The sequence below is a fragment of the Sphingomonas sp. SP6 genome (assembly GCF_058313435.1).
On record NZ_JBZFLG010000001.1, the window covers coordinates 212618 to 231760 of the forward strand.

13 protein-coding genes and 1 tRNA gene are annotated in these 19143 nt (G+C 68.7%); 8 read left to right on the forward strand and 6 right to left on the reverse strand.

All coding sequences use genetic code 11. The features are described from left to right. The first annotated feature begins 10 nt into the window (after positions 1-10). From AC4GYY_RS01000 to AC4GYY_RS01025, 6 genes are read left to right on the forward strand one after another with little or no spacing between them, the layout of a single operon-like run. Positions 11-1330, forward strand: coding sequence for a glycosyltransferase family 4 protein (locus AC4GYY_RS01000; RefSeq protein ID WP_491117951.1), 1320 nt, complete (start codon positions 11-13; stop codon positions 1328-1330). A gap of 58 nt (positions 1331-1388) precedes the next feature. Then, positions 1389-2204 carry an ABC transporter permease gene (locus tag AC4GYY_RS01005; RefSeq protein WP_491117953.1) on the forward strand — a complete coding sequence of 272 codons (816 nt, stop codon included), beginning with the start codon at positions 1389-1391 and terminating at the stop codon, positions 2202-2204. Positions 2205-2258: 54 nt separating this feature from the next. Beyond that, on the forward strand, positions 2259-3437 hold the full coding sequence (locus AC4GYY_RS01010; protein ID WP_491117955.1) for a KpsE/RkpR family capsule polysaccharide export protein: 1179 nt from the start codon (positions 2259-2261) through the stop codon (positions 3435-3437). 19 nt (positions 3438-3456) lie between these two features. Beyond that, positions 3457-4923, forward strand: a complete 1467-nt coding sequence (locus tag AC4GYY_RS01015) for a capsular polysaccharide export protein, LipB/KpsS family (protein WP_491117957.1) — start codon at positions 3457-3459, stop codon at positions 4921-4923. Then, positions 4920-6161 (forward strand): capsule polysaccharide biogenesis protein, encoded by a 1242-nt coding sequence (locus AC4GYY_RS01020; RefSeq protein ID WP_491117959.1) that lies wholly within the window; start codon positions 4920-4922, stop codon positions 6159-6161. The genes AC4GYY_RS01015 and AC4GYY_RS01020 overlap by 4 nt, the downstream gene beginning before the upstream one ends. After that, positions 6152-7450, forward strand: coding sequence for a glycosyltransferase family 4 protein (locus AC4GYY_RS01025; protein ID WP_491117961.1), 1299 nt, complete (start codon positions 6152-6154; stop codon positions 7448-7450). The genes AC4GYY_RS01020 and AC4GYY_RS01025 overlap by 10 nt, the downstream gene beginning before the upstream one ends. Here AC4GYY_RS01025 and AC4GYY_RS01030 read toward each other — a convergent pair. Continuing rightward, on the reverse strand, positions 7425-8750 hold the full coding sequence (locus AC4GYY_RS01030) for a class I SAM-dependent methyltransferase (protein WP_491117963.1): 1326 nt from the start codon (positions 8748-8750) through the stop codon (positions 7425-7427). The genes AC4GYY_RS01025 and AC4GYY_RS01030 overlap by 26 nt on opposite strands. Positions 8751-8854: 104 nt before the next feature. On the opposite strand from AC4GYY_RS01030, the gene AC4GYY_RS01035 reads away from it, so the two are divergent. Next, a complete protein-coding gene (locus AC4GYY_RS01035) occupies positions 8855-10819 on the forward strand; it encodes a glycosyltransferase (protein WP_491117965.1) in 1965 nt (654 codons plus the stop codon). A 15-nt stretch (positions 10820-10834) separates the two neighbouring features. Beyond that, positions 10835-13687, forward strand: coding sequence for a glycosyltransferase (locus AC4GYY_RS01040; RefSeq protein WP_491117966.1), 2853 nt, complete (start codon positions 10835-10837; stop codon positions 13685-13687). Between the two features lie 22 nt (positions 13688-13709). Here AC4GYY_RS01040 and AC4GYY_RS01045 read toward each other — a convergent pair whose 3' ends face one another. From AC4GYY_RS01045 to AC4GYY_RS01065, 5 genes are all read right to left on the reverse strand, one after another. After that, positions 13710-13898, reverse strand: a complete 189-nt coding sequence (locus tag AC4GYY_RS01045) for a hypothetical protein (RefSeq protein ID WP_491117968.1) — start codon at positions 13896-13898, stop codon at positions 13710-13712. 83 nt (positions 13899-13981) lie between these two features. Then, positions 13982-16945 carry a glycosyltransferase gene (locus AC4GYY_RS01050; protein WP_491117970.1) on the reverse strand — a complete coding sequence of 988 codons (2964 nt, stop codon included), beginning with the start codon at positions 16943-16945 and terminating at the stop codon, positions 13982-13984. A gap of 25 nt (positions 16946-16970) precedes the next feature. Continuing rightward, positions 16971-17774 (reverse strand): sulfotransferase domain-containing protein, encoded by an 804-nt coding sequence (locus tag AC4GYY_RS01055; protein ID WP_491117972.1) that lies wholly within the window; start codon positions 17772-17774, stop codon positions 16971-16973. Positions 17775-17872: 98 nt separating this feature from the next. Beyond that, a complete protein-coding gene (locus AC4GYY_RS01060) occupies positions 17873-18937 on the reverse strand; it encodes a hypothetical protein (RefSeq protein WP_491117974.1) in 1065 nt (354 codons plus the stop codon). A 109-nt stretch (positions 18938-19046) separates the two neighbouring features. Further along, positions 19047-19123, reverse strand: a tRNA-Pro gene (locus AC4GYY_RS01065). Positions 19124-19143 lie beyond the last annotated feature (20 nt).

Genomic DNA, 19143 nt, shown 5'->3' on the forward strand with positions numbered 1-19143 from the left:
GGAGGGGCCTATGGCATCGATCTCCCGGCCGCCCTCGATCGGCATCGACGGCTACAACCTGGCGCTTCCCCATGGCACCGGCGTCGCCACGTACGGGTTCGGCCTTGCCGAGGCGATCCGGGCGCTGGGGCTGGGGCTCGACGGCATCTTCGGCATCCCCGTCGGTCGCGATCCGACGATCCGGGACGTCTTCTTCTACGAGGCGATCGGTCGCGGCGTCGTCCGCCAAAGCGCCAAATGGCTGCGCCCCGCCATCGATCGCTGGGCGTTGATCAAGGGGCTGCCGGTCTATCCGGTTCACGATCGGGGTCTGATCGAGCGCCGCAGCTTCGTCGACCGGCTCCCGCAGTTCGACCGGCTGCACAGCGGCGCGCTGCTGTTCGAGCGCGCCGAGCTCCATTTTCGACGGACCAACCGCTTTCTGACGATCGAGATCGAGAATCCGCCCGAGATCATGCACTGGACCTATCCGGTCGCGGTCCGGCTGGCCGGCGCCCACAACATCTACACGCTCCACGATCTCGTGCCCTTGAAGCTGCCGTTCGCGACGCTCGACCAGAAGCGCGTGTATCACCGCGTCGTCGCGCGCTGCATCCGCGACGCCGCGCACATCGTGACCGTGTCGGAGGCGAGTCGGAACGACGTGATCGCGATGTTCGACATCGCCGACGATCGGATCACCAACACGTATCAACATGCGCCGCTGCCGGCGTCGGCGATGGCGCGCGATGGCGAGGATGTCGCAAGCGTGTTCGGGCTCGGGGCCGGGGGGTACTTCCTCTATTTCGGCGCGATCGAGCCCAAGAAGAACGTCGCCCGGCTGATCGAGGCGTATCTGTCGATCGAGACTCAGTCGCCCCTCGTGATCGTCGGCGCGCGCGCCTGGCAGAAGGACGAGGAACTGCGATTGATGGACGCGATCGGCCGCGCCGGCGGGACGGGCGCCAAGCGGGTGATCCAGCTCGATTACCTGCCCAGGCGACTGCTCATGAAGCTGGTCGCCTCGGCGCGCGCGGTGCTGTTCCCTTCGCTCTACGAGGGGTTCGGGCTTCCGGTCCTCGAGGCGATGCAGCTCGGCGCGCCGGTGGTGACCAGTACGATGGGATCGCTGCCGGAAGTCGCCGGTGACGCGGCACTGCTGGCGGACCCCTATGACGTTCCCGCGATCGCCGCCGCGATCCGCCGCGTCGATACCGATGCGGGCCTGCGCGCGCAGCTGTCCGCGGCCGGACAGCGTCGCGCCGCCCGCTTCTCGCTCGACCGTCACCGGCGGGCGCTTCACGCGGTTTATGAGCGGGTTCTGGGCGCGGACGCCGCTCGACCTCGCTGAAAATCTAGGGTAGCAGCGCTCCTGCGTCCCAGGAACGGCGCGGGGTTAGGTGACGGTCATGGCCACGCTCAGCGACGATGTGACGCCGAAGCACGGCACCTTCCTTGAGGGCTTGCGGATCCAAAGCCGCGTCATCAAGGCACTGATCCTGCGCGAGATGCATACGCGCTACGGCCGCGAGAACATCGGTCTGCTGTGGCTGATCATCGAGCCGATGCTGCTCGCCTCGATGATCGGTCTGCTCCACGCGCGCGGCAGCCGCATCCACGAGGGCGACGTGCAGCCGCTGCCGATGTCGATCATCGGCTATTGCAACTTCATGATCTTCCGCAGCATCTTCAATCGCGGCGAGGGGGCGATCGAATCGAACCTGCCCTTGATGTATCATCGGACGGTCAAGCCGCTCGACATCCTGCTGGCGCGCGCGCTCCTCGACACGGTCGGGATCTGGCTTTCGTTCATCATCCTGATGACAGCGGCGGTGTCGCTGGGAATGACGCACGCGCCGGTGCGCCTCGGCTGGCTGCTGGCCGGCATGTTCGCGATGTTCTGGTTCTCGTTCGGCGGGTCGCTGGTGGTTGCGGGTCTGACCTTCGAGCGCAAGGCGATCGGCCGCCTCGTTCATCCCTTCACCTACCTGATGCTGCCTCTTTCGGGAGCCTTTTTCGCGATGGACATGCTGCCGGGGCCGATCCGGACGGCGTTCCTGTACGTGCCGCTCGCCCACATTTTCGAGATGCTGCGCTACGGTTGGTTCTACTCCGGCTCGGGCGAGTATTTCAGTGTGCCGTTCCTGGCCTCGTGGCTCCTGGGCATCACGCTGGTCGGACTGATTTTGCTTTCTCAGGCACGCAAGCGTATTCACATGCCGTGACGCGCCTGATCCTCTGCGGGATCGGCGCGCCGGGTTGGCGTTGGGGGAAGATCAGTGCACGGTTTCATGTCGCCGGCAGAGGTGCAGGCCGCACCGCCGCAGCAGCTCACGAGCCGCCTGCTGGCGCTTTGGCAGCGTCGCAAGTGGCTGGCGATCTTCGTGATCCTGCCGACGCTGATCGCGACGGCATATCTGTATCTCGTCGCCAGCGATCAATACGTCTCGGAAGCGCACTTCATCGTGCGGAGCCAGTCGAGCGGGTCGTCCAGTTCGTCGGGGGCGAGCAGCATCAGCAGCCTTTTCGGCGGCGGCAGCAGCGGATCCAGCCTGACCAGCATCGGCGATTCGATGACGGTCGACGATTATCTCCAGTCGCACGATGCGGTCGAGGCGCTGCAGAAGCGTCTGGACCTCGTCGCCCTGTGGCGGCGTCCGGGCGCGGACTTCCTCAGCAGGCTCATGATCGATCGGCCGACGCCCGAATATCTCCTCGGCTATTACAAGCGCCAGGTGCAGGTCCAGTTTGACACGGATACCGGCATCACCACGCTGACCGCGCGCGCGTTCCGCCCTCAGGACGCCTACGCGATCGCCAGCCAGCTGCTGCTGCTCGGCGAAGGCCGGGTCAACGAGATGAACGTCCGGTCGTACAATGACGCGGTGTCGCTGGCGAAGCGTCAGCTCGACGAGACCGAGCGGGCGCTTCGCGGCGTCGGCGGCAAGGTCACCGACTTCCGCCAGACCCAGCGCGACATCGATCCGGCGAACTCCGCCTCGGCGCAGATCGGGCTCGTCACCCAGCTTCAGAGCAATCTCGCAGCCGCTCGTTCCCAGCTCCAGGCGACCAGCCAGCTGATCGGGGGCAACAACCCGCAGTCGGAATCGCTGCGCCAGCAGATCCGATCGCTCGAGACCCAACTCGCCAGTCAGAACGGGCGGCTCACCGGCGATCATTCCGCGATCGCGTCCAGCCTCGGGACCTACGAGGACCTCCAGACCCAGCGGACCTTCCTGCAGCAGCGCTATATCACCGTCAGCCAGTCGTACGAGCAGGCGCGCCAGAACGCGATCAAGCAGCAGCTCTACATCGTCCGCGTCGTCAACCCGAACCTGCCGGTCAAATCCGTTTACCCGCAGCGCTTCCTGACGATCCTCACGATCCTGGTCGCATTGTTCGTGATCTACGCGATCGGCTGGCTGCTGGTCACGGGAGTCCGCGAGCACGCGAACTAAGGCCACGAGTTCCGCCGCCGTGGCACCGACCGACCCGTTCCTGCGATCGCCGCCGTTTCCATGGGTGGCGCACGAGGTCGCCGCGGTCTCCCGGCCGGGCTGCTCGGCGCTCGTCGACCCGCCGGCGTTGATCGGGCGGCTCCGCAAGGCTCGCGTCGGCGGCGCGTTCTGGGCGGCGGGCGCGCGCAACCCCTGGCTCGCAAATGACACGGTCGTCGCTCGCCCCGGCGATGACGCCGCGATCGTCGCCTGGCTCCGCGGCGGCTGCGTACGGGATCGGGACGGGGCCGAGATCGCCGAGGCGCGGCTGGCCGAGGCGGCGCTCGACCGAATCGCCGCCGCGTCCTATCGCAATCCCTTCACCGGCCGTGAGACCGACCCGATGGCTGCGGTGAACACCCTTGCGGGCTGGCGGCGGACGATCGAGGCCAATCGCGATATCGGCGCGGTCGTCGGCATGGCCGGATGGAAGCGCGACGCCATCGCGCAGTTCCTCTGGAACGGCGAACGGTCGCCGCCTTTCGTCGGGCCCAATCGCGCCGGCGTCCACCCGGGGGCGGTTGCATTCTGGCCGTCGCGTGCGCCCGCCGGCTTCGCCGAGGGGCTCGAACGCCGCGGGCACCCGGCGTGGCCGATCGAGGACGGCTTCCTGAGGTCGGACGGGCTGGGAGCCGAGTGTCGGCCGCCGATGTCGATCATCCTTGATCGGCAGGGCGGGGTGTATTTCGATCCCTCGCAGGCGAGCGAACTGGAGACCATTCTCGCAAGCCACGAGTTCAGCCCGGTGCTGCTCGCTCGCGCCCGCGCGCTGCGCCGGTCGATCGTGGCGGGCCGGCTGGGCAAATACGGGGTGGACTCGGGCGGGAACCTCGACCTCGACCTTCCTCCTCGACACCGCGTGGTCCTCGCCGTCGGGCAGGTCGACGACGACCTTTCGGTCGTCCGCGGCGGCGCCGGAGTCGCCGGGAATGCGGCGTTCCTGGCGCGGGTCCGCAAGGAAGAGCCCGATGCGTACATCCTCTACCGCCCACATCCCGACGTCGCCGCCGGGCTGCGCCGCGGCCGGATCCCGGATCCCGTCCGCGCCGGGCTGGTCGACCAGGTGGTGGTCGGCGGCTCGCTGCTCGCGCTGGTCGAGCGCGCACAGGGAGTCCATGTCCTTTCGTCGCTGACCGGGTTCGAAGCCTTGCTCCGCGGCCGTGCGGTGACGGTCCACGGCCAGCCCTTCTACGCGGGCTGGGGGCTCACCTGCGATCTGGCCCCTGCGCTGCCCCGGCGCGGGCGTGTGCTGCCGCTGGACGCGCTCGTTGCGGCCGCGCTGATCCTGGCGCCGCGCTACCGCGATCCCGTGACGCTGCTGCCGTGCCCGCCCGAAGTCCTGGTCGCGCGCCTGATTTCCGGACAGGGGCGGGAGGAGACCGCGCTGACGGGCATCCGGCGCGCCTACGGCCGGACCTGGGCGACCTTCGGGGCTGGTGCGGTATGAGCGCCGACGATTCGCGTCGCTTCCTGTTCCTGCAAGGTCCGCACGGGTCCTATTTCGCCCGGCTCGGCGGCGCGCTCGCCGCGCGCGGTCACCGGGTGTTCCGCATCAATCTGTGCGGGGGCGACCGCCACGACTGGCCCGGCCGCGCGGCCGATTATCGTGGAACGCTGCGCAACTGGCCGACCTATTTCGACGACTTCATCGTCGAGCATGGGATCACCGACGTGATCCTGTTCGGCGACTGCCGCCCGATGCACGCGAGCGCCCACGGCATGGCGAAGCTCCGCGGATTGCGCGTCCATGTGCTGGAGGAGGGCTACATCCGGCCCGACTTCGTGACCTTGGAGGAGGGGGGGGTCAACGGTCACTCCCCCATGCCGCGCGACCCGCATTGGTTCCGGGCCGAGGCATCGCGCCTCCCGCCCGAAGCGCCGGCCATGCCCGTTCCCGCAAGCTTCCGCCGCCGCGTCAACGAAACCGTGCGTCACCTGCTGGCGACCGCGCTGTCGAAGCCGCTCTACCCCTTCTACCGTAATCACCGCCCGCTCTCGTCCGCGACCGAGGGATTGGGCTGGATCCTGCGCCTGCTGGTCGGCCGGTCGAATCGGCGGCGGTCCCAGCGGGTGCTCGCGGCGCTCGCCGGGGCACGCTATTTTCTGATCCCGCTCCAGCTCAATTCCGACTATCAGATCCGCATCCATTCGCCGTTCGGCGACATGCGCGCCGCGCTGCGCTTCATGATCAAGAGCTTCGCCAAGGCGGCGCCGCCGGACACCCACCTGCTCGTCAAGCGCCATCCGCTGGACGCCGGGCTGATCCCCTGGCGGCGGATCACCGCCAAGCTCGCGGCCGCCTGGGGCGTCGCCGATCGGGTCCACTTCGTCACCGACGGCGATATCGCGGCGGTGCTCGAACCCGCACTGGGCACGGTGATGGTCAATAGCACGGTGGGCACGCTTGCGCTGAACTCGGGCAAGCCGGTGGCGGTGCTCGGCCACGCGATCTACGATGTCGAGGGGGTCGTCCACAGCGGCCCGCTCGAGGAGTTCTGGGCCGACCCCACCCCGCCCGATCCCGAGCTCTGGGCGGCGGTGCGGCGCGTGGTGATCGATCGGTCGTTGATCCGCGGCAGCTTCCTCAGCGAGGAAGGGCTCGCGATGCTCGTCGAGAACGCGATTCCGCGGCTCACGGTCCCGCGGCTCAAACCCGACATCGTCAGGGTCGCCCATTGGCGATAAGACCGTTTAAAGCGCCGGCGCAGATGCTGTTCAGCAAGGGGCTGCTGCCCAAACGGCGGCGCCCGGCCTGGCGGCAGCCACGGATCGTGTTCGACCTCTCGCGCCTGCTCAGCCGCGCCTATCATACCACGCCGACCGGGATCGATCGGGTCGAGCTCGCCTATGCGATGGAGCTGTTGCGGCGGGTGCCCGAGCGGCTGCGCTTCTCCGCAGTCCACCCCGCGGGCGGCTATTACGGTCGGCTCGAGCTTTCGGCGGTGCGCCAGTTCCTCGCCTTTACGCAGGCGCGCTGGCAGACGCGGGAGATCGCCACACCCGAGGAGGTCCGTGCGCAAGCGATCCGCCACCTGTTCGCGCTGCGCCCGCGGGCCGTGCCGTTCGCCGAAGGTCCCCGCATCTACCTTCAGGCATCGCCGCACCACCTCGAGAACGAGGCGCTGGTGGGTCGCATCCTCGAGACCGAACGCGCCGGCTTCGTGATCCTCGTCCACGACGTCATTCCTTTGACCCATCCGGAGTTCGCGCGACCGAATGGGGCGGTCGAGCACGCGAAACGGATGCGGACGATCGACCTCTACGCCGACGGCATCATCGGCAATTCGCAGGCCACGCTCGACGCTATCGCCCAGCACGTCTCCCCCGCGCGCCGTCGGATCACGCGGGTCGCGCATCTCGGGGTGGAATGGGGCGACGTCCCGCCGCTTCGAGTTCGCGAACCGGTCGCCGAGCGCCCTTACTTCGTCTGCGTCGCGACGATCGAGCCGCGCAAGAACCATCTGCTGCTCCTGAACGTGTGGCGGCGGCTGGTCGAACAGCTCGGCGAGGGCGCCCCCCGGCTGATCCTGGTCGGTCGGCGCGGCTGGGAGAACGAGAACGTCATCGACGTGCTCGAGCGCAGCACGATCCTGTTCGGCCATGTCGAGGAGGCGGCGGACGTGTCCGACCGTCAGCTCGACGCGCTGCTCGCGGGCGCCCGCGCGGTCCTGATCCCGTCGTTCGCCGAGGGCTATGGGATGCCGGTCGCCGAGGCGTTGGCGGCCGGGGTGCCGGTGATCGCGAGCGACCTCGAATCCCTGCGCGAAGTGGGCGGCGACGTTCCCGAATATCTCGATCCGATCGACGGGCTTGGTTGGCTGACCGCGATCCTCGACTATGCGCAGCGCGATTCCGCCAGGCGGATCGCACAGCTCGATCGCTTGCTCAGCTGGGCCCCGATGGGGTGGAGCGATCACCTCGATATCGTCCTCGACGTGATCGACGGCGTCAGCGATCTCCGCGGCGCACGATAATCCCGAACGAGGTCGCGACGTGGTCGTCGATTCTCGACTTGATCTGTTCGCTTGTCGAATACGGCGGCACGTCGATCTGTCGATCGAGCGGCGTGGTTCCGAGGTCGTACTTGAACTGAGCGACGTAATGACCGCGAGAGACGAGGTCGACCGCGATCTTTTCAAGGTCTTGCTTCCGGAACAGGACGGTCGCCTCGTTGTCGATCGTGTCCAGGTTCGAACCGACGTTGAAATCGGCGGTGTGCACCGCCAGCCCACCGAACGTCAGGCAGCTCACCGAATTGCGGATGAAGTCGAGCCCAGCTTCGATGGAGCCGAGATGGGCGAGCGAGCGCGCCGACCAGGTGAAGTCGAACCCCGTGAGGTCGAGCGGGATCTTCGTCGCTTCGACGGCGCGAAAGCTTACCTGCCGATCGAACACCTCGTCGGCGCAGATCGTCGGGAAGCGGAGCGATTCGATCGAACTCGCGCGTTCGCGAGCGCCGCTCCAGTCCGTCGCACGCGCATCGTCCACCGCTAGATCGGTGGCGACGACGGTGCAGCCGTGCGCCGCCATCACGGCCGGCAGCCGCTCGACCCCGACGCCAAAGCCGAGCCCGCGCGCGCCCGGGCGAAGCATCCCGTAGCGCCACAGCGTCTGAAGGATGTAGACCAGCTCCCACTGCCGACGGTGACGCACCGGCGTCACCGTCATTTCGTCGGCCCAGCGCTGGTACGCGGGTTCGTCGAACTGGGCGGCGGTGCAGGCCTGCGACACCGGGTCGACGAGCGTCGCGGCGTCGGGCACGAACATCCGCGTCGCGCGCCTGAAGACGCGGCGACCGAAGATCGATTTGCGGGTTGCGGCACGGTGATCGGAAGACGCGACCTCGAGGTCGGTGATCAGCGTAATCTCGAGATCGTGCGCCCGCGCATCGGTCTCGTCATAGATGTGACCCAGGACCGCATAGCGCGTCCCGGCACTCGCCTGGAACGAGACCTCGGCCACGCCTTCGCCTTCGGCCAGATCGCGGAGCGACGCGGTCCAGGTCCGGATCGTCTCGGCGCGTGCGCCGGGACCGGGGGGCAGGCCGTTGACGCGGATCGTGATCAGTCCGATCGCCGCCTCCAGCCGGTCGAAGCGCAGCGCGCAGCGCACGATGCCCGCACCGACCTCCGCGTAGTTGCTGTGAAACGCATAGGTCGGGTCGGGATCGACGACCTTGCCGCCCAAGCCCATAATCCGGCTCGCCGAAGCGGGCCAGAATCCGAACGCATTGAGCGTGGTGGTGCGGGTCTGGCTCGCGGCGGTGTCGGTCATGTTGGCACCGCGATATCCGAAGCCCGCGAAGGCGTCATCAGCGTTTCGCGCGCGGTTGCGGTCGGCCGCGACGCCTGCCATGCACGCTCACCAAGGAGTCTTCCATGCGCCGGGCCAAGCCCGAACGATCGATCATCCTGCCGCCGCTGCCGCCCCTCGACGCCGGAGACGAGATCGCCCCCGAGGCGCTGTCGCCGACGATAGCGGCTGCCGCGGCGACCGAGGAGGCTATGCCGGCCTTCGCCAGCGAGGCCATGGTCAGCCAGTCGCGCGCGGCGATCCGCACGCTCGACCTGCGGCCGCTCGCGATGTGGGAGCGGACGGCGGAGATCGCGGCCATGCTGGAGAGCGGCGACGTGCGCATCCGCGAGCTCGGCGCGGGCTCGGTCTATCCGTTCGCCGCCTACGACCGCTTTCGCCGCGACAACGCGGTGCGTCCGCCCCCCGGGGCGACCCCCTCGGCAGGGGAACTGACCGTGATCGTCGACGGCTCGGTCGCGGCGCCCTTCCTGCTTCGCGAGACGCTCCGGAGCCTCCAGGAGCAGACGGTCGGCGACTGGCGTGCGGTGGTCGTCGCGCCTCCTGCGATCCGGGCGCACCCCGTCGCGAGCTTCGCCGACATCGATCCGCGGTTCCGGTTCGCCGATCCTGATGGATATCAAGTGCCGGTCGGGCCGTGCCTGATCGTCAGCGCCGGCACGGCGCTCGATCCGTCCGCGCTCGCCTGGCTCGTCTTCGCGGCCACGCGCACCGGCGCCGCGGCGGTGATCGCCGACCATGACCACGGCGTGCTCGATCCCGACCTCGGCAGCCTGCGCGCGGATCCCTGGTTCTTCAGCGCCTTCGATCCCGCCTCGCTCGACTGGCTGCCGGCGCCGGCTGCGGTCTGGATGCACGCGGCCCCCGTCGCCGCGCCGGTCTTCGACGGGTCGGACGCATGGCGACGCGCCGCGCTGAGGGAGACCACCGGGCCGGTCGCCCACGTACCCCGGTTGATCGCGACCGTGATCGAGCTGCCGATCAATGCCCGTCAGGCGCGCGAGACCGGGCAGGACCCTGTCGCGGGGCGCCTGGGACCGGTCGCGCCGCTGATCCGTGTGCCCGGGATCGTCCGGAACGACGACCCCATCGCGGTGATGATCCCGACGCGGGATGGCGCGGACCTGCTCGAGCGGGCCGTCGCCAGCCTGCGCCGCACCGCGCGCATGCCCGAGCGGCTCGACATCGTCGTCATCGACAACCGAAGCACGCAGGAAGAGACCCGCACGCTGCTGGAGCGTCTCGAAGCGGAAGGTGCGGCGCGCCGCATCCCCTTCGACAAGCCGTTCAACTGGGGCCTCGTCAACAATGAGGGCGCGGCGGCGACCGACGCGCCCTGGCTCGTGTTCGCCAACAACGATATCGAGATGCTCAGCCGCGACTGGGACGACGTGCTGATCGACACGCTGTCGCAACCGGGCGTCGGCGCGGCCGGCGCGCGGCTCCTCTATCCCAACGGCACGGTCCAGCACGGCGGCGTGGTCTTCGGGATGGTGCCCGGCCATACCGAGCACGAAGGCAGGGGAGTGGCGGCCAGCGATCCAGGCCCGAACCGCCGGCTGGTGACGCCGCGGACCGTCGGCGCGGTGACCGGCGCGTTCCTCGGCATGGCGCGGTCGCACTGGGCGGCGGTCGGCGGCATCGACGTCGTGATGGGGGTCGCTCACAGCGATCTGGACCTGTGCCTCAAGCTGCGCGAGCGGGGGCTGACGATCCGATACGAGCCGCGGATCGAGGCGATCCATTTCGAATCGGTCACCCGCGGCTTCAACTCGACCAAGGCCGACGTCGCGTGGGACGAGAGCGAGCGCACGGACCTGGTCGAGCGCTGGGGCCACCGATCCATGGTCGAAGACATCGGTGTGAGCCCGTACTGGGCCCGATCGGGCAATCCCTTCGACATGATCCGCGAGCCGTCGATGGTCGAGGTCGTCCGCCACATCGACCGCACCGGCCGTCCCGAGCCGTGGCGGCCGGGCCGCGCCGCCGACGAGCGCGAGGCGATGTGGACCGCCGAACGGCTCGGATAGGATTCAGGAGATACGATGGCGCGTTGGTTGAGGAAGGCTCTGGGCCCAGGCGGCAAGTCTCGCCTGCGCGACCTCGGGGACGCGGCGCGCGATCGCGGCCTGTGGCAGGAGGCGATCGAGCATTACCGGGCCCATCTGGCGCGTAACCCGGACCATTTCCCGATCTGGGTCCAGCTCGGCCATGTCACCAAGGAGGGGGGGGATTTTCATGGGGCGGAGCAGGCGTACCGACGCGCGCTCTCGCTGAGGCCCGGCGATCCCGACCTCCTGCTCAATATGGGCCACCTGTTCAAGGCCATGGGCCGGGTGGATGAGGCGATCGAGCATTATCAGCGCAGCGCGGTGAGCGACCCGACCGGGAACGCGCACCGCGAGCTCGCGACGCTCGGCCAGCGGCTGCCCGCCGTGCCCGACGAGGAGCGGATCGACCCACCGATCTTCGTCGAGAGGGCCGAGCCCTCGCCCTTCCTCAAGGGCGTGGTCGACGTGCCGTCCGGCTACGACGACCTCGTCCGGGTAACGCTCGTCGAGGGCGGCGCGATGCTCGGCTGGACGGTCGCGAAGGGGGAGGGCCGGCGACGCGCGTTCGCCATTCGGTTGCCCGCCGAGGTCTGCGACGGCCGCCCGCACGCTTTCGAAGTGCTGGTCGGCGAGACCGTCATCGCGCGGCTGGCGACGATCACCCCGACGACGCTCACGCCCGCATCGACGCTTCAGGATTACGCCGGCAAGGGATTGCTCGGCCGCCTGTCGACGAGCGCGGCCCACCGCTACGCCGCGCTCGCCGAGCGCCTGACCGAGACACCCGACGCGCAGACCGCCGCCGATTACGCCGTCGCTCACCGCTTCCTGGTCGAGGGCGCGCCGCGCGTAGGGCTGGGACGGAGCTATGTCCCGCTGTCGCTTCCGGTCGGCGAGACGCCGCGGGTCACCATCGTAATCCCGGTCCACGACAAGTTCGACTACACCTATCGGTGCCTGGCGTCGCTGGTGCTGATGCCGAACAGAACCGCCTTCGAGGTCATCGTCGTCGATGACGGTTCGAGCGACCAGACGCGCGACCTCGCGGCGCTCGCCCCCGGGGTGCGGGTCGTCCGACACGAAGCGGCGAGGGGCTTCGTCCATGCCTGCAACGCCGGCGCCGCGGCCGCGCGCGGCGAGTTCGTCCTGCTGCTGAACAACGACACCGAGGTCACGCCGCATTGGCTCGACCGCCTGATCGAGCCCTTCGACAATTACGACGACGTCGGGCTCGTCGGCGCCAAGCTGGTCTATGGCGACGGCCGCCTCCAGGAGGCTGGCGGCGTCGTCTGGAGCAACGGCGCGGCGTGGAATTACGGTCGTCTCGGCAGCGCACGCGATCCGCGGTACAATTTCCTGCGCGAGACGGATTATTGCTCGGGCGCGTGCATCCTTGTCCCTACGCCCTTGTGGCGTACGTTGGGCGGGTTCGACGAGACGTTCGCCCCCGCTTACTACGAAGACACCGACCTTGCCTTCCGCGTCCGCGCCGCGGGCAAGCGCGTCGTCTACCAGCCGCTTGCCGAGATCATCCATTTCGAAGGAATCTCGAACGGGCTCGATCTGACGACCGGGTTCAAGCGCTATCAGGCGATCAACGAGCCCAAGTTCATCGCGCGCTGGTCCGCCGCCCTCGACGGGAACGGGGAGCCGGGCTCGCGCGGCGCGCGCGCGCTCGAGCGGACCTATTCCCGTCAGGCGCTCGTGATCGATGTCGAGGTGCCACAGCCCGACCGCTCGGCAGGGGCGCACGCCGCCATTCAGGAGATCCGGCTGCTCCAGTCGCTCGGCTACCGGGTCACGTTCCTGCCCCTCAATCTGGCCTATCTCGGCAAGTACAACGATCTGCTCGCGTCACTCGGCGTCGAGTGCGCGACCGCGCCCTTCGTGCTCAGCGCCCATGAGTTCCTGGAGGAGCGCGCGGGCGATTTCGACCTGATCTACATCACCCGCTACTCGGTCGCCGCGCAGATGATCGACGCGGTCCGCGAACACCATCCGCGAGCGCCGATCGTCTTCAACAACGCCGATCTGCATTTTCTTCGCGCGATCCGCGACGCGAACGACGCCGGCGGCGACGCCGCGCTGATCGCCGACGCGCAGACCGTCCGCGACGCCGAGCTGGCCGTGATCGAGTCGGTGGACCTGACGCTGTCGTACAATGTCGTCGAACATGCGGTGATCGAGTCGCATACCCTGGGTCGCGCCAAGGTCGCGCTTTGCCCGTGGGTCGTCGAGCCGCGGCCGGCACCGCCGGGCTATCTCGAACGGCACGGGATCGCGTTCCTCGGCGGCTATCGCCATCCTCCCAACCGCCGCGCGGTCGAGTATTTCATCGAGGCGATCATGCCGGAGCTGCGCCGGCTGGGCACGGGGATCAGCTTCCACGTCTATGGCAGCTCGGTCCCGCCCGAGTTCGCCCGCTTCGCCGCGGCGGATGTCGTGATCGAAGGCTTCGTCGAGAGCGTGGATCAAGCGCTCGACCGCTCACGTGTGTTCGTGGCGCCACTCACCACCGGCGCGGGGATCAAGGGCAAGGTGCTCGAGGCGCTCGCGAGCGGCATCCCTTCCGTCCTGTCGCCGATTGCGGCCGAGGGGATCGGAGTTCGCGACGGTACGGAGGCGCTGATCGCGACGACGCCGCGCGCGTGGGCGGAGGCGATCATCTCGCTCTACGACGACCCGCAGCGTTGGACCGCGGTCAGCAACGCCGGGCGCCGCTATGTCGAGGAGACGCATTCGTTCGCGCGCGGCCGCGAAACCATGCGCCGCGCGTTTGAGGACCACGGCATCGCGACCAGCAACGGCCGGACCAGTCGCACTATCCCCCCGCTTCGCGACTGGTGACCGCGGTCGCGAGCCGCGCCCGTCAGTCGATCAGCTCGCCCTCGACGCTCTGAAAGCGCTCGTCGATCTTGGTCGGGCGGCCGCGCGTCTTCTGTTTGCCGCGCGGCGACACCCACGTCATCAGGACCACGAAGATCATCATGATAATCAGGCCCCAAAGATAGAATTGGGAGAAATCACTGCTGAGGTCGAACTTGCTGAGTAGAGCCATCGAACCGATCCATGTCAGAAGCCAGGGACGCCGCTGCGCCGCGCCCAGGATAGCAATTTCGCGGCGCGCGATCCAGAGCGGCGTCAGCCGGCCGCGGTCGGCTCCTGAATCAGCGTCTCGACCAGGTCGAACCATTCGAACCACTCGCGTGCCGGCTTCCGATACAGGCTGTCCCAGGGCTTCGGCCGATCCAGGAAGTGGACGATCACCGCCTCCGACGCAGGGATCCCGTCCCCCGACACGCTCGGCGGCGTGAAGGCGTTGAAGCGCGCCGGCAGGTCGGCTGCGCGTGTATCGAAGCCGATGTTGAGCGCGCATTGATCCTGGAAGATCAGCTCGACGCTGGGGTCGGTCGCCGCCGCGATCGTCCGGTCGAGCAGCTCCGGAAGCTCGGCGTGGTCCAGCGCAAAGCGCAGGACCCCACTATTGAAATAGGCCCCTTGCAGCTTGTGGAGCGCCGTCGCGTGACGAACCTCCGGCCGATCGTCATCGCGGCGCGCCATGATCGGGGCGTCCAGATCGAGTGCGAACATCTCTTCGAGCCCGCTGCGCACGATCGTGTCGGCGTCGACATAGAGCGCCTGCGCGAACCGCTTCTGGTCGACCAGCCAGCGCGCGAAGAAGATGCGGTAATAAGCGGCGAGCGCGAGCTGCTGACCGCCGGTGAACAGGCCGTAACTTGTGCGCAGCCCTTCGGTGGAGGCCACCACCATCACCGCGTCGACGACCTCGATGGTCAGCCCGAGTCGTCGGGCCAGCGAGCCGGCTGCCGCCCGCGCCCGCGCGACCACATTTGAGTCCACGACGATGTGGAAGACCGCGCGCCGCGCCACGCTGACGTTGCTCAACGCCAGCGAGGTGAGCGACACCAGCGCGGGGGTCAGATACGCTTCGTCGGCGCAGTAATAGATGCAGAGGTCCTTTGCCGCCGGCCCCGGTCCGGCGTCTCCGCGCAGCTTCAGTTCGATCCGATGGCGGCGTTCGAACGGCAGTTCGATGTCTGCGGCCCGCGCGAGGACGTCCTGACCCCGTTCGGCGAGATCCTCCATCACCGCGTGGATCGCGGCGGTCTGCTCGGACGCGAGCGGACGGGGCAGCGCCAGCAAGGCGTCGAGCAGCCGCTCGCCGCCGTCGAGCTTGCGCGCGGCGCGGACCAGCACCGACAAGAACTGGGGAAACGAATCCTCGTCGCCGAGCTGCGCCAGCCCGATCTCGAACACCTCCGACCAGCGTTCCATCTCGGACAGGATGCGGATGCTCGAGCGCAGGAACGGCGGCGGCAGTACGCCGTCCACTCGCTCGGCCTCAAGCAGCCGTGCCGCCTCGTCGAGCTCGCCACCGAAGGCGAGGACGTCGACCCGCGCGAGGCGGACATCCTGTCCGGTGTCCTTCCCGTCGCCGAAATGGGTATCGAACACCGCGCGGGCGTCGGCCCAGCGCTGATCACGCATCGCCGCGTTGATCAGCACGAGCGCGACATCGCGGTCGCCGGGATAGGTTGCCGCGAGAATGCCGGTCACCTCGTCCCGCCGGGCGAGGTCGAACCGGTCGGCGAGCCGGTATGCGGTCCGAATGCCCGGGTATTTCGGAACGTCGCCGTGGATGCGGCAATAAGTCCGGAAGGCCAGGAACGCCTCGTCGGTGTCGCCCAGCTCGACCTGGGCGACGAGAACCGCATATTCGTGCTGCTTGGCCGAGAAATGATCGCCCTGCGCGATCGTCGCGAAGGCGCGCTCGCGCTCACCGTTCGCGGCGTAGGACTTCACGAGGCCGACCCAGGTGTCGAAGTCGAAGGACTTCAGCTCGAACGCGCGCTCACGCGATTCGATCTCGCGGTCGCCCTCGCCGTGCCGCGCATGATATTCGGACAGCACGCGCAGCGCGGTCGCGTCGAGATCGGCCCGGCCGTGAAGCCGGTCCGCCGCCTGCCGTTGTACGTCCCGGTCGGGCGCGCGCTCGACGATCCGAACGAGGGCGTGAAGGCCCAGTTCGGTTGACGGCCACAGCCGGCCCAGCAATCGTCCCGCGCCCTGGCGGTCGCCGCGCTCCCACAAGGCGTGCCCGACCTGCTCGAGTTGGCGGACGTGCTGCGGCTGGAGCGGCTCCCAGGCCAGCGCCTCGAGACGGGTCACGTAGTCGGTCAGCCGGACGTCGGGGACGCCCAGCGAACTCCCCAGCACCACGCGCTCGAAATGCGCCCAGAACAGCTTCGGCTCGGCGGCGACCGCGGCGTCGAAGGCGTTCAGTCCCCGGCTCTGGTCCGCCTCGTCCGCGTAGATCCGCCCGAGGTAAAAGTGCACCCATCCGCCGAACTCCGGCGACCCCTTCAACGCCTCCAGCGTTGCGGCGGCGGCCCTGAGGCGGCCCGCGTTGAAGTCCGCGACGGCCGCGTCGAAGGCATTGTGTCCGCCCTGCGGCGCGCCCGTCGCCTTCGCGCCGCCGTCAAGCCGGCCGAGCACCGCCTCACGGCGCGCCGACGCGGCCTCGACCAACGCAGGATCGAGCGCGGTCTCGACGATCCGGGCGAGCGAATCGGCGCCGAGGGCGTCGGAAGGGAACAGCCGCGCGAGTAGCCGCCCGGCCAAGTCGCGCTTGCCATCGCGCCAAACGGCCTGCGCCACCGCCTCGAACTCGTGGACGTGCGGCGCCTGGAGCGGCTCCCATTCGATCTCGATCACCGCATCGACGTAACGATCGCGCCGCCCGCGATCGGCGCGGACGCTCGGCAATCCCAGCCGCTCGTAATGCGCCCAGAACAGCGCCGGCGCATGCCCGATCGCGCGCGTGAACGCCGCGTCGGCTGCCTCCTCGTCGCCGCGGGCGCGCTCGAGCAGCCCGATCCGGAAGGCCGCCCACTCCGCCAGCCGGCCTGACGCCTCCACCTCGTCGAAGATCGCCCGTGCGCGGTCCGCGTCGGGCGTGTCGACGCCCTGGGCGAGCAGGGCTTCGGCCTGGGCGACCGAGAGCGCCGGCTCGGGCGCTTGCGGCTCGCACGAAGCGGGCGGCGCGGCCGGCGCGGCGGCTGGCGACGAAGGGGATTTTTCCACCGGCCTGCGGCGGCCCTTCAGGAACCTACTCCCCCAGGACATAGCCGAAGCTGCTCCACACGTCGGACAGTTTGCCGTTCACCTTCGCGATGACCCCGGCCGACAATTTGTTCAGGTGATCGCCGGGGTCGACCCGGCGGACGAAGGCGTTCGGATCCTCCGCACTGGGCCGCACATCGGCCCATTCGAGGATACGACGGGCATGCTCGTCGGTCACGCGCCAGCCGAAATGGGCGACGATCTGGTCGATCCAGCGGGCCTTGCGGAAGATCACGTCCTCGTACCGAAGAATCAGCAGGTTCGGGTCGCCGATCAGGTGCTTGTATGCCGCGACCGTGCGGTTGAGCTGGTCGACGCGCTCCAGCACATACTCCTCCAGGCTCGACTGAAGCGCACGGCGGCGCTCGACCTCCATCACCGTCCCGCCGGTCGGCGCGGTCGGCAGCGAATGGGAAAAGGCGTTCGAGAAATATTCGCTGACCAGCGCGTCGCGCGGATCGCGGACCAGCAGGATCTTGCGGGCCGCCTTGAACACCGGATCGCCGAAGAACGCGCTCGGCGGGTCGCGGAAGCCGATGTAGAGGTTGCCGCGCCAGACGACGTCGGCGATCCGCGGATCGCTGTTCCACTCGATATAGGGAATGCCGTGCGCGAACATGGCGCCGGGCAGGTCGACGGCGTGGATGCCGTTGAAGATCGCCAGCGCGTTGACGATGCTGCTGAAGATCGAGCTGCCCGATTTGCGGACGCCCAGCGCGAACCATGCGTGCTCGGCCGGGCGGGCGTCGATCTCGAACGTGAGCGTCCGGCCGTTCAGGCTCAGGGCCAAGGGCGCCAACGTCGTGATCTCACCCGCTCCCGTTCAGTTCATCGCCGTCGCTGCCGGCAAGCGGTTAGCAAGTTTCGGCAATCCGACAAGATGCGCCGTCAGCCGCCGGCGCGCGCCCGCCGCCCGCCCGCGCCCGCGGCCCGCTGCTTGCGCTGCTCGCGCATCCGCGCCGACAGCGCGCCGCGTTCCTTCGCGTCGCGGTCGCCGCCGGGGCGCTCGGTCTGCTGCGTGACGAGCTGCGCCAGCACCGCCATCGCGATGTCGAGCACCGCTTCGGCGGGGGGCAGGGCGGGCTCCGCCTCGGGATAGCTCGAGTAATCCTCGCTGAAGAGGGTTTGGCGATCGGGGAAATAGGCCCGGCGGACCGCTTCGTTGCCGTCGTACGCCGCTTCGACGAACGCCACGGCCTCGGCTCGCGTCGGCTTCGCGCCCTTGCCGGTATAGCTGCGGTTCAGCACCCGGTTGATCTCGTCCATTCGTCCGAACGCCGCGAGCGGCCCTTCATGGCCGTTCGCCATGGTCCGCTGTTTGAGCAGCTGCAAGAAGCGCTGCGCCTCCGGCCCGAGCGAGGGGTTCAGGTTGCCGATCGGGGTCTGGACGGGCTCGAACGGTAAGCCGGCGGCCTGCGCGAAGTCGCGGATCACGTCGCCTTCGCTCAGCGATGCGCGGTCGAAGATCCGCGCCACGATCGCCTCGCGCCCGAACACCTGCGACCATGCCGTCAGCATCGCCTCATAATCGAAGGGACGGGTCAGCTTGCGGGCGTTGCGCTCGCCGCGGCGAAGCGCTGTCGAATAGAGCGAGGTCGAAAGCTCGTCCTGGCGGCGCAGATAGGCGATGATCCGATAGTCGCCGCAGAACGGATCGAGCAGCGACTTGAACGCCTCCACCTCCGGCGCGCGGTGCAGCTGATGTCCCAGCATCTCGCCCGAGACGACGATCGTGTGGATCGTCTCCGGCAGCGCGGCGAGCTCGACACGGGCATTGTCGAGCTTCTCCTGGTCCGACGCGACCGGCGGCTGATCGAGCATCCGCGCGAACACCAGCCCGGCCAGCCGCGACATGTTCGGTCCCAACGCACGGACGACGTGGACGCCGCAGCGTTCGAGCAGATCGGCCTTGTGGACGAGCCAATGCTGGATCGAGCTGGATCCGGTCTTCATCGGTCCGATGTGGACGATCGCCTTGCGAAGCATCAGGATTCCGGAGATTGCCGTGCAGCGCGCGCCCATACGGCCTGGTTCGCCGTCCGGCAATCTCGACGCGCGATGATGGTCGGGGAGAGAGGATTCGAACCTCCGGCCCCTGCCTCCCGAAGGCAGTGCTCTACCAGGCTGAGCTACTCCCCGACGGAGTGTGGGCCGGGGAT

Bases quoted from the DNA above. Each gene is read 5' to 3' on its own strand.
- AC4GYY_RS01000 (WP_491117951.1), top strand. From the start codon at position 11: ATGGCATCGATCTCCCGGCCGCCCTCGATCGGCATCGACGGCTACAAC.
- AC4GYY_RS01005 (WP_491117953.1), top strand. From the start codon at position 1,389: ATGGCCACGCTCAGCGACGATGTGACGCCGAAGCACGGCACCTTCCTT.
- AC4GYY_RS01020 (WP_491117959.1), top strand. From the start codon at position 4,920: ATGAGCGCCGACGATTCGCGTCGCTTCCTGTTCCTGCAAGGTCCGCAC.
- AC4GYY_RS01030 (WP_491117963.1), bottom strand. From the start codon at position 8,750: ATGACCGACACCGCCGCGAGCCAGACCCGCACCACCACGCTCAATGCG.
- AC4GYY_RS01035 (WP_491117965.1), top strand. From the start codon at position 8,855: ATGCGCCGGGCCAAGCCCGAACGATCGATCATCCTGCCGCCGCTGCCG.
- AC4GYY_RS01040 (WP_491117966.1), top strand. From the start codon at position 10,835: ATGGCGCGTTGGTTGAGGAAGGCTCTGGGCCCAGGCGGCAAGTCTCGC.
- AC4GYY_RS01045 (WP_491117968.1), bottom strand. From the start codon at position 13,898: ATGGCTCTACTCAGCAAGTTCGACCTCAGCAGTGATTTCTCCCAATTC.
- AC4GYY_RS01060 (WP_491117974.1), bottom strand. From the start codon at position 18,937: ATGAAGACCGGATCCAGCTCGATCCAGCATTGGCTCGTCCACAAGGCC.